Origin of the sequence: Streptomyces hesseae (assembly GCF_031845785.1) — a bacterium.
Lineage (GTDB): Bacteria > Actinomycetota > Actinomycetes > Streptomycetales > Streptomycetaceae > Streptomyces > Streptomyces hesseae.
This window is the reverse complement of the sequence record NZ_JAVRFI010000001.1, coordinates 342,187-358,903: the sequence shown is the minus strand read 5'-3', so window position 1 is coordinate 358,903 and position 16,717 is coordinate 342,187. Positions and strand designations below refer to the sequence as shown.

Below are 16,717 nucleotides of genomic sequence, written 5' to 3'. Positions count from 1 at the left end.
CGGCCTCCGGGCCGCCCGCCGTGGCGCGTCCCCCAACGCCTCTCACACCCCCTCGCGCCCTCATCTAGGGAAACCCGCAGTCGACCTCGATCAGGATGGCCTTGAAACGGGTCAGACGTGAGTGTCGGCAGTCGGCAGTCCGCTCCCGAAGACCGGCAGATCAGCGAGGGGTTGACATCCTGATGTCGAATGAGGGCAAGCTCCGCGAGTACCTCAAGCGTGCCATCGCCGACCTTCACGAGACCCGCGAGGAGCTCGGCGAGACCCGGCGGCGGCAGCGCGAACCCATCGCGATCGTCGCCATGGGCTGCCGCTACCCCGGTGGCGTCCGCACGCCAGAGGAGCTGTGGGAGCTGGTCGAGGGCGGCGTCGACGCCGTCACCGCCTTCCCCGCCAACCGCGGCTGGGACCTCGACGGCCTCTACGACCCCGACCCCGCCCACCAGGGCACCAGCTACGCCCGCGAAGGCGGCTTCCTCCACGACGCGGGCGAGTTCGACCCCTCCTTCTTCGGCATCTCGCCCCGCGAGGCGACGGCCATGGACCCGCAGCAGCGGCTCCTGCTGGAGACCGCGTGGGAGGTCGTCGAACGCGCCGGCATCGACCCGGCGTCCCTGGCCGGCACCCGCACCGGCGTCTTCGTCGGCACCGGCCCCGGCGGCTACGACCCGGGCACGGTCTCCCTCGGCCCGGTCCGGCACCGGGACGAGGTCGGCGGCCATCTGCTGACCGGCAACGCCATCAGCGTCGCCTCCGGCCGCATCTCCTATGTCCTCGGCCTCGAAGGCCCCGCCCTCACCGTCGACACCGCCTGCTCCTCCTCCCTGGTCGCCCTCCACCTCGCGGTGCACTCGCTGCGCCAGGGCGAGTGCACGATGGCCCTCGTGGGCGGCGCCACCGTGATGTCCACGCCGCAGATGTTCGTCGAGTTCTCCCGGCAGCGCGGGCTCGCCCCCGACGGCCGGTGCAAGCCCTTCTCCGCCGAAGCCGACGGCACCGGCTGGAGCGAGGGCGTCGGCCTGCTGCTCGTGGAGCGGCTGTCGGACGCGCGGCGCAACGGCCACCCCGTGCTGGCCGTCATCCGCGGCAGCGCCGTCAACCAGGACGGTGCGTCCAACGGCCTGACCGCCCCCAACGGGCCCTCCCAGCAGCGCGTCATCCGCCAGGCCCTCGCCAACGCCGAACTCACCGCCCCCGAGATCGACGCCGTCGAGGCCCATGGCACGGGCACCACCCTGGGCGACCCCATCGAGGCCCACGCCCTGCTCGCCACCTACGGCCAGCAGCGCCCCGCCGACCGGCCCGTCCTCCTCGGCTCGCTCAAGTCCAACATCGGGCACACACAGGCCGCCGCCGGTGTCGCGGGCGTGATGAAGATGGTCCTGGCCATGCGCCACGGCCTCCTCCCGCGGACCCTCCACCTCGACGAGCCCACCCCGCACGTCGACTGGACGTCCGGCCACGCCCGGCTGCTGACCGGCCAGGAGACCTGGCCGGAGACCGGCCGGCCGCGCCGGGCCGCCGTCTCGTCGTTCGGCGTCAGCGGCACCAACGCCCACGTCATCATCGAACAGGCCCCGGCGCCGGAAGCGGCCGAAGCCGACGACGACGCCACCCCCGCCGAACCCGCCGTACGGCCCGCCGCGCTGCCCTGGGCCCTGTCCGCCCGCTCCGCAGAGGCCCTGCGGGCCCAGGCCGTCCGCCTCGCCCGGCACCTGCGCGCCCACCCCGGGCTCGACCCCGCCGACGTGGCCCACTCCCTCGCGACCGGCCGGCCCCTGATGGAGCACCGGGCGTTCGTCGTGGCCGACGGCCGCGAGGAGGCACTCGCCGGGCTCGACGCCCTCGCCGAGGGCCGGACCGCGAACGGCCTCGTCACCGGCACCGCCGCCAAGACCCCCACGGCGTTCCTCTTCGCCGGGCAGGGCTCGCAGCGCGTCGGCATGGGCCGTGAACTCCACCGAACCCACCCGGTGTTCGCCGAGGCCTTCGACGCCGTGTGCGCCGAACTCGACCCGCTGCTTGACCGCCCGCTGCGCGAGATCGTCTTCGCCGGTGAGGGAACGCCCGAGGCCGCGCTGCTGGACCGGACCGGCTGGACCCAGACGGCCCTGTTCGCCGTCGAGGTCGCCCTCCACCGGCTCGTCGAATCCTGGGGCGTGACCCCGCAGTTCGTCGGCGGCCACTCCATCGGCGAGCTGTCCGCCGCCCACGTGGCGGGCGTCCTCTCCCTCGCCGACGCCGCCCGGCTCGTGGCCGCCCGCGCCGGCCTGATGGAGGCGCTGCCCGAGGGCGGGGCGATGGCGGCCGTCGAGGCCGGCGAGGAAGAGATCCGCGCCTCGCTCACCGGCCTCGACGACCGGGTCTCCATAGCCGCCGTCAACGGGCCGCGCTCCGTCGTCGTCTCCGGCGACGAGGAGACCGTCACCCGCGTCGCCGCCCACTGGGAGGCCGAGGGCCGCCGCACCAAGCGGCTGCGGGTCAGCCACGCCTTCCACTCGCCGCGCATGGACGCCATGCTGGACGACTTCCGGCGCGTCGCCGAGAGCCTCACCTTCCACGCCCCGCGTATCCCCGTCGTCTCCACCGTCACCGGCGTGCTCGCCGGCGCGGACGAGCTGACCTCCCCCGAGTACTGGGTGCGCCAGGTCCGCGCGACCGTCCGCTTCGCCGACGCCGTACGCGCCCTGGAGGACGCGGGCGTGACGGCCTTCGTCGAGATCGGCCCGGGCGGGGTGCTCACCCCCCTGGTCGAGGGCTGCCTCACCGCCGACGGCACGGCCGTGGCCGTGCCCCTGCTGCGCGGCGACCGCCCCGAGACCCGCGCCCTCGCCGAGGGCCTCGCGGCGGCCTCGGCGCGCGGCGTCCGCGTGGACTGGGCCGCCTCCTTCGCCGGCGTCGGCGCCACCCGCGTCGAACTGCCCACCTACGCCTTCCAGCGGCAGTGGTACTGGCTGAACACCTCCGACGCCCCCGGCGGGACCGACACGGCGCCCGCCCCGGCCGACGCCGTCGACGCCGACTTCTGGGCGGCGGTCGAACGCGAGGACACCCGTACCCTCTCCGACGTCCTCGCCCTCGACGCCGACGAGGCCGCCACCACCCTCGGCGGCATCCTGCCCGCCCTCGCCACCTGGCGCCGCCGCCGCACCACCCGCGCCACCGTCGACGGCTGGAGCTACCGCACCACCTGGACCCAGGTCACCACCGGCACCGACCGCACACCCGCCGGCCGCTGGCTCCTCGCCGTACCCGGTACCACCGGCGAGGACACGGCTGACTGGACCGACGCGCTCACCGGCCCGGGCGGCCTGCGCGCCGACAAGCTGACCCTGACCGGCGACGAGACCGCCGACCGGGACGCGCTCGCCGCCGCCCTGGCCGAAGGGCCCGTGGCCGGCGTGCTGTCCCTGCTCGCCCTCGACGAGCGCTCCCACCCGCAGCACCCGTCCGTACCGCTCGCCCTCACCACGACCACCGCGCTCCTCAGCGCCCTGGAGGCCGCCGACGCCGCCGCGCCGCTGTGGTGCGTCACCAGGGGCGCCGTGGCCGCCGACGCCACCGAGGCGCCGACGAGCCTTGCCCAGGCACAGCTGTGGGGGCTCGGCCGCGTGGCCGCCCTCGAACACCCCGGCGCCTGGGGTGGACTGATCGACCTCCCGCAGGACGCCGACGCGCGGGCCGTCTCCGCGCTCCTCGGCGTGCTCGCCGACGGCCGCGAGGACCAGGTCGCCATCCGCCCCGCCGGAACCCTCGCCCGCCGCCTGGAGCGCGTCCCGGCCGGCGCCGACGACACGGACGCCGCCTGGCCCGTCCACGGCACGGTCCTGATCACCGGCGGCACGGGCGCGCTGGGCGCCCGGGTCGCCCGTACCCTCGCCGGGGCCGGGGCCGAGCACCTGCTGCTCACCGGCCGGCGCGGCGCGGACGCCCCCGGCGCCCGCGAACTGGCCGCCGAACTCACCGCCCGGGGCACCCGCGTCACCCTCGCCGCCTGCGACGCCGCCGACCGCGACGCGCTCGCGGCCCTCCTCGCGGACATCCCCGACGACACCCCCCTCACGGGCGTCGTCCACGCCGCCGGCGTCCTGGACGACGGTGTCCTCGCCACCCTCACCCCCGAGCGCTTCGCGACCGTCCTGCGCCCCAAGGCCGAAGCCGCCTGCCACCTCCACGACCTGACCCAGGGCCAGGACCTGGGGATGTTCGTACTGTTCTCCTCGATCACCGGCGTCATCGGCAACGCCGGCCAGGCCAACTACGCCGCCGCCAACGCGTTCCTCGACGCCCTCGCCGAACAGCGCCGCCACCAGGGCCTGGCCGCCACCTCCGTGGCCTGGGGCCCCTGGGCGGGCGACGGCATGGCCACCGACGACGCCCTCGCCGGACGCATGAGCCGCGACGGACTGCGGCCCATGGCCCCCGCCCCGGCCCTCGCCGCCCTGCGCCGGGCCGTCGCCCGGGGCGCGGCCCACACCACCGTCGCCGACATCGACTGGGCCCCCTACGCCACCACCCTCACCGCCACCCGCCCCTGCCCCCTGATCGACGGCGTGCCCGAGGCCCGCCGGGCCGGCGAGGCCGGCCGCGCCCCGGGCGCGGCGTCCGGCGGGTCGCCGCTGCGCGACCGCCTCGCGGGCCGCCCGGCCGCCGAACAGGAGCGCGTGCTCGTCGACGTGGTCCGCGAGGAGATCGCCAAGGTCCTCGGCCACGCGTCCCCCGACGGCATTGACGCGGGGCGGGCCTTCCGCGACCTGGGCTTCGACTCCCTGACGGCCGTCGAGCTGCGCAACCGGCTCTCCGCCGCGACGGGGGTGCGGCTGCCCGCCACCCTGCTCTTCGACCACCCCACGGCCGCCGCCGTGGCCGCGCTCCTGCGCACCGAGGTGCTGGGCGCGACGGACTCCTCCCTCGAACAGACCGCCGTGGCCGCCGCCCCGGACGAGCCCGTGGCGATCGTCGGCATGGCCTGCCGCTTCCCCGGCGGCGCCAACTCCCCGGAGGACTTCTGGCGGCTCCTCGCCGAGGGCGCCGACGGCATCACCCCCTTCCCCGAGGACCGCGGCTGGGACACCGAGGGCCTCCACCACCCCGACCCCGACCACCAGGGCACCAGCTACGTCCGCGAGGGCGGATTCCTGACGGACGCGGCCGGCTTCGACGCCGGGTTCTTCGGGATCTCGCCGCGCGAGGCGCTGGCCATGGACCCGCAGCAGCGGCTCCTGCTGGAGACCACCTGGGAGGTCCTCGAACGGGCCGGGATCGACCCGGACTCCCTGCGCGGCAGCCGCACCGGCGTGTTCGCCGGCACCAACTCGAACGACTACCAGACCATCCTCGACGGCACCCGCGACGAGGTCGCCGGCCACCTGCTGACCGGCAACGCCATGAGCGTCGTCTCCGGCCGCGTCGCCTACACCTTCGGCTTCGAGGGCCCGGCCGTCACCGTCGACACGGCCTGCTCGTCGTCGCTGGTCGCCCTGCACATGGCCGCGCAGTCCCTGCGCCAGGGCGAGTGCACGCTCGCGGTCGCGGGCGGTGTGACGGTCATGTCCACCCCGTACTCCTTCGTGGAGTTCTCCCGGCAGCGCGGGCTCGCCGCCGACGGCCGGTGCAAGCCCTTCGCGGCCGCCGCCGACGGCACGGGCTGGAGCGAGGGCGTCGGCCTGCTGCTGGTGGAGCGGCTGTCGGACGCGCGGCGCAACGGCCACCCGGTGCTGGCGGTCGTACGCGGCAGCGCGGTCAACCAGGACGGCGCGTCGAACGGTCTGAGTGCCCCGAACGGTCCGTCGCAGCAGCGCGTCATCCGTCAGGCGCTGGCCAACGCGGGCCTGAAGCCCGGCGATGTGGACGCGGTGGAGGCGCACGGTACGGGTACGACGCTGGGTGACCCGATCGAGGCGCAGGCGTTGCTGGCGACCTACGGTCAGGACCGTGCGGAGGACCGGCCGCTGTGGCTGGGTTCGGTGAAGTCGAACATCGGTCACACGCAGGCCGCCGCCGGTGTCGCCGGAATCATGAAGATGGTCCTGGCCATGCGCCATGGCGTCCTGCCGAAGAGCCTCCACATCGACGAGCCCACCCCGCACGTCGAGTGGACCGACGGCGCCGTCGCCCTCCTCGCCGAACCCATCGAGTGGACCGGCGGCGACCGGCCGCGCCGGGCCGGTGTGTCCTCCTTCGGTATCAGCGGCACCAACGCCCACATCATCCTCGAACAGGCCCCCGCCGACGAGCCCGTGACCGAGGTCCCCACCGCCACCGCGCCCTGGCTGCTCTCCGCCAGGACCGGCGACGCCCTCCGCGACCAGGCCCGCGTACTGGCCGAGTACGTCCGTGCCGCCGAGGCGCCCGACGCCGCCGGCATCGCGCACGCGCTGGCGACCGGCCGCGCCGCCCTGGAGCACCGGGCCGCCGTCGTCACCGGCGGCGCCGACACCGGCGAACTCCTCGCCGCGCTCGACGCGTTGGCCGCCGGGCTGCCCTCGCCGCACGTCCTCGACGGCACCGCCGAGGGCGACCGGGGACCGGTGTTCGTCTTCCCCGGCCAGGGCTCCCAGTGGGCCGGCATGGCCCTCGAACTCCTCGACACCTCCCCGGCCTTCGCCGAACGCCTCGCCGAATGCGGCGCCGCACTGTCCCAGTACGTCGACTGGTCGCTGCCGGACGTCCTGCGCGGCGCCCCCGACGCGCCCTCCCTCGACCGCGTGGACGTCGTCCAGCCCGCGCTGTTCGCCGTGATGGTGTCGCTGGCCGCGCTGTGGCGCGCGCACGGCGTCGAGCCCGCCGCCGTCCTCGGCCACTCGCAGGGCGAGATCGCCGCCGCCTGCGTGGCCGGCGCCCTCACCCTGGACGACGCGGCCCGCGTCGTCGCCCTGCGCAGCCAGGCCATCGCCCGCGCCCTGTCCGGCGACGGCGGAATGGTGTCCGTCGCCCAGCCCGCCGACGCCGTGCGGACGCGCATCCGCGCCTGGGGCGAGCGGGTGTCCGTCGCCGCCGTCAACGGCCCGGCCTCCGTGGTCGTCTCCGGCGCCCCCGACGCCCTCGACGAACTCCTCGCCGACTGCGAACGCGACGGTGTCCGCGCCCGGCGCGTCCCCGTCGACTACGCCTCCCACTCCGCCCAGGTCGAGCGGATCCACGACGAACTGCTGACCCTCCTGGCCCCCGTCGCGCCGCGCCCCGCCGAAATCCCCTTCTACTCGACGGTGACCGGCGCGCCCGTCGACACCACCACGCTCGACGCCGCCTACTGGTACCGCAACCTGCGGCAGACCGTGGAGTTCGAGGCGGCCACGCGGGCGCTGCTGAACGCCGGGCACAAGTCCTTCATCGAGGTCAGCCCCCACCCGGTGGTCATCGCCGGAGTGCAGGAGACCGCCGCCGACACCGGTGTGACGGCCGCCGCGACGGGCACCCTGCGCCGCGAGGACGGCGGGCCCGCCCGCTTCCGGGCCGCGCTCGCCGACGCCTGGACGCACGGCGTCCCCGTGGACCGGTCCACGCTGTTCACCGGCGCGGGCGCCGCGCGCGCCGAGCTGCCCACGTACGCGTTCCAGCGGCAGCGGTACTGGCCGCGCGTCGTCGAGGGCGCGGGCAACGTCGCCTCCGCAGGGCTGGAGTCGCCCGAGCACCCGATGCTCGGCGCATCCGTGGAACTCGCGGGCGGCGACGGGCTGATGGTCACCGCGCGCTGGTCCGCGCGCACCCACCCCTGGCTCGCCGACCACGCCGTGTCGGGCACCGTCGTCGTACCCGGCGCCGCCCTCGTCGAGGCCGTGATCCGCGCCGGTGACGAGCTCGGCTGCGGCCACGTCGACGAACTGACCCTCCACGCCCCCGTCGTCCTGCCCGAGCGCGGCGAGGTCCGGGTGCAGATCGCCATCGGCGCCCCCGAGGAGTCCGGGCACCGGCCCGTGACCCTCCACGCCCGCACCCTCGACCCCGGCGCCGACACCGCCGAGGGCACCTGGACCGAACACGCCACCGGCACCCTCGCCCCCGCCGCCCCGGCGACGCCGCAGGAGCTCACCGCCTGGCCGCCGCAGGGCGCCGAGGCGCTCGCGGTGGACGGCTTCTACGCCACGCTCGCCGAGCAGGGCTATGGCTACGGGCCCGTCTTCCAGGGCGTACGGGCCGCCTGGCGGCACGGCACGGACGTGTACGCCGAGGTGGAGCTGCCCGAACGCGCCCGCACCGACGCGGCCCGCTTCGGCCTCCACCCCGCCCTGCTGGACGCCGCCCTCCACCCGGCCGGACTCGGCCCGCTCACCCCTGAGGACGGCCGCCCCGGCATGCCGTTCTCCTGGTCCGGCGTCACCCTCCACGCCACCGGCGCCACCCTGCTGCGCGTACGGATCGCGCCCGCCGGACCGGACGCCGTCACCGTGACCATGGCCGACGGCACCGGCCGCCCGGTCGCCACCGTCGAGCGGCTGACCGTACGCCCCGTACCGGCCGCGCTCCTCGACCCGGCCGCCCACGCCGCCCGCGAGGCGCTGTTCCACGTCGAGTGGACGCCGCCGGCCGGCTCGCGGACCCCCCAGGACGGGACGGCCACGTGGGCCCTGATCGGGCCCGATCCGGACGGCACCGCCGCCACCGCCCTCGCCGGCGCCGGAGTGTCCGTGACCCCGGCAGCGGACCTGGCGGCCCTGGCCGGGGCCGGCCTGCCCGTACCCGACGTGATCGCGGCCCTCGTCACCGGCCGTCCCGGCGATGAGCCGGACGCCGCGCTCGAACGCGCCCTGGCGCTCGTCCAGACGTGGCTCGCCGACGAACGGTTCACCGGCACCCGCCTCGTCGTCGTCACCCGGAACGCCGTCGCCACCCACACCGGCGAGGACGTCCGGGACCTGCCGGCCGCCGCCGTACGCGGCCTGCTGCGCTCGGCGCAGTCGGAGCACCCCGGCCGGATCGTCCTCGCCGACGTCGACGCCCACGCCGGCTCCTGGCTGCCGCTGCCCGCCCTCGTGACCGCCGACGAACCCCAGCTGGCGCTCCGCCAGGGCACCGCGTACGCGCCCCGCCTCGTACGCACCCACACCCACGCGCCCCTGACCGCCCCCGACGGCGAGGGCCCGTGGCGGCTGGACATCCCGGAGAAGGGCACCGTCGACAACCTCGCGCTGACGCCCTGCCCGGATGCCGCCCGACCCCTGGAGCCCGGCCAGGTCCGCATCGCCGTCCGCGCCGCCGGCCTGAACTTCCGCGACGTCCTCAACTCCCTCGGCATGTACCCCGGCGGCGCCGAGTACCTCGGCTCCGAGGCCGCCGGCGTCGTCGTCGAGACCGGACCCGGCGTCGACGGGGTCGCCGTCGGCGACCACGTGATGGGCATGGTGCCCGGCGGCTTCGGCCCGCTGGCCGTGGCCGACCACCGCGTCCTCGCGCCCGTACCGCGCGGCATGTCCTTCGAGCAGGCCGCCGCCGTCCCCGTGGTGTTCCTCACCGCCTACTACGCCCTGCGCGACCTCGCCGGCCTCACCGCCGGGGAGACCGTCCTCATCCACGCCGCCGCCGGCGGCGTCGGCATGGCCGCCGCCCAACTGGCCCGCCACTGGGGCGCCGACATCCTCGGCACCGCCAGCACGTACAAGCAGGAGCTGCTGCGCGCCGAGGGCTGGCCCGCCGACAAGCTGGCCTCCTCCCGCACCCTCGACTTCGAGGACCACTTCCGCGGGACCACCGGCGGCCGGGGCGTGGACGTCGTCCTCAACTCCCTCGCCGGGGACTTCGTCGACGCCTCGCTGCGCCTGCTGCCCCCCGGCGGCCGGCTGATCGAGATGGGCAAGACCGACATCCGCGAGGCCGACGACGTCGCCCGGGAGCACGAGGGCGTCGCCTACCGGGCGTTCGACCTGATCGAGGCCGGGCCCGAGCGCATCCACGAGATGCTCGCCGAGCTCGTCGCCCTGTTCGAGGACGGGACGCTGCGGCCGCTGCCCGTCACCACCTGGGACGTCCAGCACGCCCGCGAGGCCTTCCGCTTCGTGTCCGAGGCCCGCCACGTCGGCAAGGTCGTCCTCACCGTGCCCCGCCCCTGGGACCCCGACGGCACCGTGCTGATCACCGGCGGCACCGGCGAGCTCGGCGGCCTGCTGGCCCGCCACCTCGTCACCCACCACGGCACCCGGCACCTGCTCCTCACCAGCCGGCGCGGTATGACCGCCCCCGGCGCCCCCGAACTCCACGACGAACTGACCGCCCTGGGCGCCCACGTCACCGTCGCCGCCTGCGACACCGCCGACCGCGACGCGCTCACGGCGCTGCTGGCCGGTATCCCCGCCGAGCACCCGCTGACCGCCGTCGTACACGCCGCCGGTGTTCTCGACGACGGCGTGATCACCTCCCTGACCCCCGAGCGGCTCACCGGCGTCCTGCGGGCCAAGGCCGACGCCGCCCGCCACCTCCACGAGCTCACCGCACCCCACGACCCCGCCGGGTTCGTGCTGTTCTCCTCGGCCGCCGGCGTCTTCGGCTCCGCCGGCCAGGGCAACTACGCCGCCGCCAACGCCTACCTCGACGCCCTCGCCCAGCACCGCCGCGTCCAGGGCCGGCCCGCCACCTCCCTCGCCTGGGGACTGTGGGCACAGGCCAGCGAGATGACCGCCCACCTCGACGACGGCGACCGCGCGCGGGCCCGCCAGTCCGGCGCGCTCACCCTCTCCACGACCGACGGCCTCGCCCTCTTCGACGCCGCCCTCGCCGCCCGCAGGCCCCTGCTCGTCCCCGTCCGCCTGGACGGCGCCGTCCTGCGCACCCGCCGCCCGGCCGAACTCCCCGCCCTGCTGCGCGGCCTCTACCGGGGCAGCACCGCACGGCGCGCCGCCGGCGCCGAACGCCCCGCCTCGGGCACCGACGCGCTCCGGCAGCGGCTCGCGGGCCTGCCCGCCACCGACCGCCGCGCCCACCTGCTGGAGCTGGTCAGCGGCTGCGTCGCGGCCGTCCTGGGCCACACGGACACGAGCCTCGTCCACGCCGAACGGGCCTTCCGCGACCTGGGCTTCAACTCGCTCACCTCCGTCGAGCTCCGCAACCGGCTCGGCACCGCCACCGGCCTGCGCCTGCCGGCCACCCTCGCCTTCGACTACCCGGCCCCCGTGGCCCTCGCCGCCTACCTCGACGGCGAGCTTTCCGACGGCCTCTCCGACAGCTCCGCCGACGCCGACACCACTGTCGCGTCCGCCGCCGACGAGCCGATCGCCGTCGTGGGCATGGCCTGCCGGCTGCCCGGCGGCGTCCGCTCGCCCCAGGACCTGTGGGAGCTGCTGGCCTCCGGCACCGACGCCATCGCCGGCTTCCCCGAGGACCGCGGCTGGGACCCCGACACGGTCTACGCCTCCGTGCCCGACGGAACCGGCTCCTCCCGCACCCGTGAGGGCGGCTTCCTCTACGACGCCGCCGAGTTCGACGCGGGATTCTTCGGCATCTCGCCGCGCGAGGCCCTGGCCATGGACCCGCAGCAGCGGCTGCTGCTGGAGACCGCGTGGGAGACCTTCGAACGCGCGGGCATCGACCCCAGGTCCGTACGCGGCAGCCGCACCGGCGTCTTCGCCGGACTGTCCTCCAGCGACTACGTCGCCCGCGTCCCCGAGATCCCCGAGGAACTCGCCGGGTACGTGAACAACGGCAACGCCATGAGCGTCGTCTCCGGCCGCGTCGCCTACGCCCTGGGCCTGGAGGGCCCGGCGGTGACCGTCGACACGGCCTGCTCGTCGTCGCTGGTCGCCCTGCACATGGCCGCGCAGTCCCTGCGGCAGGGCGAGTGCACGCTCGCCCTCGCCGGCGGTGTGACCGTCATGTCCTCGCCGCGCCTGTTCACCGACTTCGCCCGCCAGCGCGGCCTCGCCGGCGACGGCCGCTGCAAGCCCTTCGCCGCGAGCGCCGACGGCACCGGATTCGCCGAGGGCGTCGGCCTGCTGCTCGTGGAGCGGCTGTCGGACGCGCGGCGCAACGGTCACCCGGTGCTGGCGGTCGTACGGGGCTCGGCGGTCAATCAGGACGGTGCCTCGAACGGTCTGAGCGCGCCGAACGGTCCGTCGCAGCAGCGGGTGATCCGCCAGGCCCTCGCCAACGCGGGTCTGAAGTCCGCCGACGTCGACGCGGTGGAGGCGCACGGTACGGGCACCACGCTGGGTGACCCGATCGAGGCGCAGGCGCTGCTGGCCACGTATGGCCAGGACCGGCCGGAGAACCGGCCGCTGTGGCTGGGCTCGGTGAAGTCCAACATCGGTCACGCGCAGGCGGCGGCCGGTGTCGCGGGCGTCATGAAGATGGTCCTCGCGATCCGCAACGCCACCCTGCCCCAGAGCCTCCACATCGACGAGCCCTCCCCGCACGTCGACTGGAGCGCGGGCGCGGTGAGCCTGCTGGACCGGGCCGTCGAATGGCCCGAGAACGACCGCCCCCGCCGGGCCGGCGTGTCCTCCTTCGGCATCAGTGGCACCAACGTCCACGTCATCCTCGAACAGGCCCCCGCCGACGCGGAAGCACCGGCGGAGAGCACGCCGGAGACCCCCGCCGACACGGTGCCCTGGCTGCTGTCGGCCCGTAGCGAGCGCGGACTGCGCGGCCAGGCCCGCGCCCTGCTCACCCACCTGGAGCGGCACCCCGACGCGGCCGCGCTCGACCTCGCGTACTCCCTCGCCACCCGGCGCTCCACCCTCGAACACCGGGCCGTGGTCGTCGGCGCCGGCCGCGAGCGGCTCACCGAGCGGCTGCGCGCCCTCGCCGAGGGCGAGCCCGCCACCGGCACCGTCCACGGCGGCTTCACCGGCTCCCGCGAGCGCAAGGCCGTCTTCGTCTTCCCCGGCCAGGGCTCCCAGTGGGCCGGCATGGGCACCGAACTGCTCGCCGCCTCCACCGCCTTCGCGGACCGCATCGCCGCGTGCGAGCGCGCCCTCGCCCCGTACGTCGACTGGTCCCTGACCGAGGTCCTGCGCGGCGACGCGGACGCGCCGGGGCTCGACCGCGTGGACGTGGCCCAGCCCGCGCTGTGGGCGGTCATGGTCTCCCTCGCGGAGATGTGGCGCGCCCACGGCGTCCGCCCCGCCGCCGTCCTGGGCCACTCCCAGGGCGAGATCGCCGCGGCCTGCGTCGCCGGGGCGCTGTCCCTGGAGGACGGGGCCAAGGTCGTCGCCCTGCGCAGCCAGGCCATCGCCGTGGACCTCTCCGGCCACGGCGGCATGGTCTCCGTGACCACCTCGCACGCCGATATCACCGACCGCCTCGCGCGCTGGGGCGACAAGCTGTCCGTCGCCGCCGTCAACGGCCCCTCCACCGTCGTCGTCTCCGGCGATGACACGGCCCTCGACGAACTCCTCGCCGAATGCGCGGCCGACGGCGTCCGCGCCAAGCGGATCCCCGTCGACTACGCCTCCCACTCCGCCCAGGTCGAACGGATCCACGACACCCTCCTGGCCGACCTCGACGGCCTCGCGCCCGTCCCCGGCGACGTGCCGTTCTTCTCGACCGTCACCGGCGACTGGCTCGGCGACGACGAGCCCCTGGACGCCGCCTACTGGTACCGGAACCTGCGCCGCACCGTACGGCTGGAGGACGCGCTGCGGGCGCTCCTCGCCCAGGGCCACGACGTGTTCGTCGAGTGCAGCCCGCACCCCGTCCTGACCGTGGGCATCGAGGACACCGTCGCCGACGCCGAGGCCGACGCCGTCTCCATCGGCTCGCTGCGCCGCGACGACGGCGGGGCCGAGCGCATGCTGACCTCCCTGGCCGAGGCGCACGTCCACGGCGTGCCCGTCGACTGGACCGGTGCCGTCGCGGGCGGCCGCCCCGCCGAACTGCCCACGTACGCCTTCCAGCGCGAGCGCTTCTGGCTGGAGTCGTCCGGTTCCGCCGACCCGGCGGGCCTGGGCACGGCCGTGGCCCTCGCCGACGCCGGCGCCGTCCTCACCGGCACCGTCGGCCTCGCCACCCACCCCTGGCTGGCCGGTCACACGGTCCACGGCTCCGCCGTCGTCCCCGGCACGCTCCTGCTCGAATGGGCCGTGCGCGCGGGCGACGAGGCGGGCTGCGCGACGGTCCACGAGCTCACCGAACACCTGCCGGTCGCCCTGCCGGAGCGGGGAGCCGTCGACGTCCAGGTGGCCGTCGGCACGGCCGACGGTGACGGGCCGCGCCCGGTCACCGTGCACACGCGCCCGGCCGGTACGGATACGCCGTGGACGCGGAACGCCACCGGCACCCTGACCGCCGGACCGGCCGCCCCCGCCGCCCCGATGCCCGTCACCTGGCCGCCCACAGGCGCGCGCCCGGTCGAGCCGGACGCCCTCCTCGACACGCTCGCCGCCCACGGGCACGACCACGGGCCGGCGTTCCGCACGGTCCGCGCGCTGTGGCAGGGCGACGGGGAGCTGTACGCCGAGGTCGCCCTGGCCGACGAGGACCGGGCGGGCGCCTCCGGCTTCCGCCTCCACCCGGCCCTGCTCCAGGCGCTCCTCACCCTGCGCGACCCCGACGGCACGCCCGCGCTCCCGACGGCCTGGCGGGACGCCACGGTCCTCGCCACCGGCGCCGACCGCCTCCGGGTACGGCTCGCCCCGGCGGGCGACGACACCGTCTCGCTGACCGCGTGGGACACCACGGGCACGCCCGTCGCCGTCGTCGACGCCGTGACGACGCGGGAGCTCACCGCCGACCGGCTCACCACCGTCGGTGGCGCGCGGCACGAGGCGCTCCACCGGGTGAGCTGGACCCCACTCGCCCCGGAAGGCCCGTCGGAGGCCGCGGACTTCGCCGTCCTCGGCGACGCGGCCCCGCTGACCGGGGTGCCCGTCCGCGCGTACACCGACCTCACCGCCCTCGGCACGGCCCTCGACGCGGGGGAGCGGGCTCCCCGCACCGTGCTGCTGCGGCTCGCCACCGGGGGCTCCGGGGGCGTGCCCGAGGCCGCCCACCGGGTGGTCCGGGACGGCCTCGCCCTCGTCCAGGCATGGCTCGGCGACGAGCGGTTCGCCGGCTCCCGGCTCGTCCTCGTCACCGAAGGCGCCGTCGCCACCGGGCCCGACGACACGGTGCCCGCCCCGGCCGGGGCCGCCCTGTGGGGCCTGGTCCGCTCCGCGCAGACCGAGCACCCCGGGCGCTTCGTCCTCGCCGACCTCGACGGCGACGACCGCTCCACCGCCGCCCTGGCCCCGGCCCTCGCCGCGGCCGAAGCGGCGGGGGAGACCCAGCTGGCCGTCCGCGCCGGCACGGCGACCGTCCCGCGCCTGGTCCGCACGGACCCGGCCGACCTCGCGGACGCCCCCGTCTGGGAGTGGAACCCCACCGGCGAGGGCACCGTGCTGATCACCGGTGGCACGGGAACGCTCGGCGGCCATGTCGCCCGGCATCTCGCCGCCCACCACGGCGTCCGCCACCTGCTCCTCACCGGCCGCCGGGGCCCCGACGCCCCGGGCTCCCGGGAACTGTGCGAGGAACTGGCCGCCCTGGGCGCGGAGGCCACCGTCGTCGCCTGCGACGCCGCCGACCGCACCGATCTCGCCCGCGTGCTCGCCGGGATCCCGGCCGCGCACCCGCTGACCGCCGTCGTCCACGCCGCGGGCGTCCTCGACGACGGACTGCTGGAGAACCTGACCGCCGATCAGGCCGAGCGCGTGCTGCGGCCCAAGGCCGACGCCGCGTGGCACCTCCACGAGCTCACCCGCGAGGCCGGGCTCTCCGCCTTCGTCCTCTTCTCCTCCTTCGCCGGCGTCGCCGGCGGTATGGCCCAGGCCAACTACGCCGCCGCCAACGCCTTCCTCGACGCCCTCGCCCACCACCGCCGCGCCCAGGACCTGCCCGCCGTGTCCCTCGCGTGGGGATACTGGGAAGAATCGAGTGGAATGACGTCCACTCTGGATGACGTGGACCTCGACCGCTTCACCCGCTCCGGCATGCTGCCGATGCCGACCGGCCAGGGACTGGCCCTGCTCGACGCCTCCTCCGGCGTCGACAGCGCCCTCCTCGTGCCCGTCCGGCTCGACCCGCGCGCCCTGGCCGCCTCCGCCCCCGCCGGCGTCCCCCCGCTGCTGCGCACCCTCGTCCGTACGCCCGTACGGCGCGCCGCGACCGGCGGCGGGGACGGCGTCCGCGAGGAGGGGATCGCCGAGCGGCTGGCCGGGCTCAGCGCGCCGAAGCAGGAAGCACTGCTGCTGCGGCTCGTCGCCGGGCACGTCGCCACCGTCCTCGGCCATGGCTCGGCCGAGGCCGTCGACGCCGAACGCGGCTTCCTCGACCTGGGGATGACCTCGCTCACCGCCGTCGAACTGCGCAACCGGCTCAACGCCGAGACCGGGCTGCGGCTGCCCACCACGGCGATCTTCGACCACCCGACGCCGCTCGGCCTCGTCCGCCACCTCCGCGAACGGCTCGACCTCGCCACCGGAGCCGACGACGCCGGGGAGACCACGCCCGTCTTCGCGGAACTCGGCCTCCTGGAAGCCGCCGTGGCCGTGGGCGAGCTGGACGGCGAGGCCCGCACCCGGCTGCTCCAGCGCCTCAAGTCACTCCAGTGGAAGCTCGACGCCGCCGACGACGGCACGACGGCCGAGGACGCCACGGCCGACGATTCCGCCGCCTCCGACCTCGAAGCCGCCGAGACCGACGACGAGATGTTCGACCTCATCGACAAAGAACTCGGCCTCGCCTGACAAGCCCAGTCAGTCGAAAAACAGCATTTTCCGGACTGGGAGGAAGCAAGCACCATGACCAGCAG

General features: G+C 76.1%; 1 protein-coding gene. It reads left to right on the top strand.

Going from position 1 to position 16,717, the window contains the following annotated elements:
• Positions 1-179: 179 nt before the first annotated feature.
• Positions 180-16,652 carry a type I polyketide synthase gene (locus RM609_RS01370; RefSeq protein WP_438828369.1) on the top strand — a complete coding sequence of 5,491 codons (16,473 nt, stop codon included), beginning with the start codon at positions 180-182 and terminating at the stop codon, positions 16,650-16,652.
• Positions 16,653-16,717: the final 65 nt, after the last annotated feature.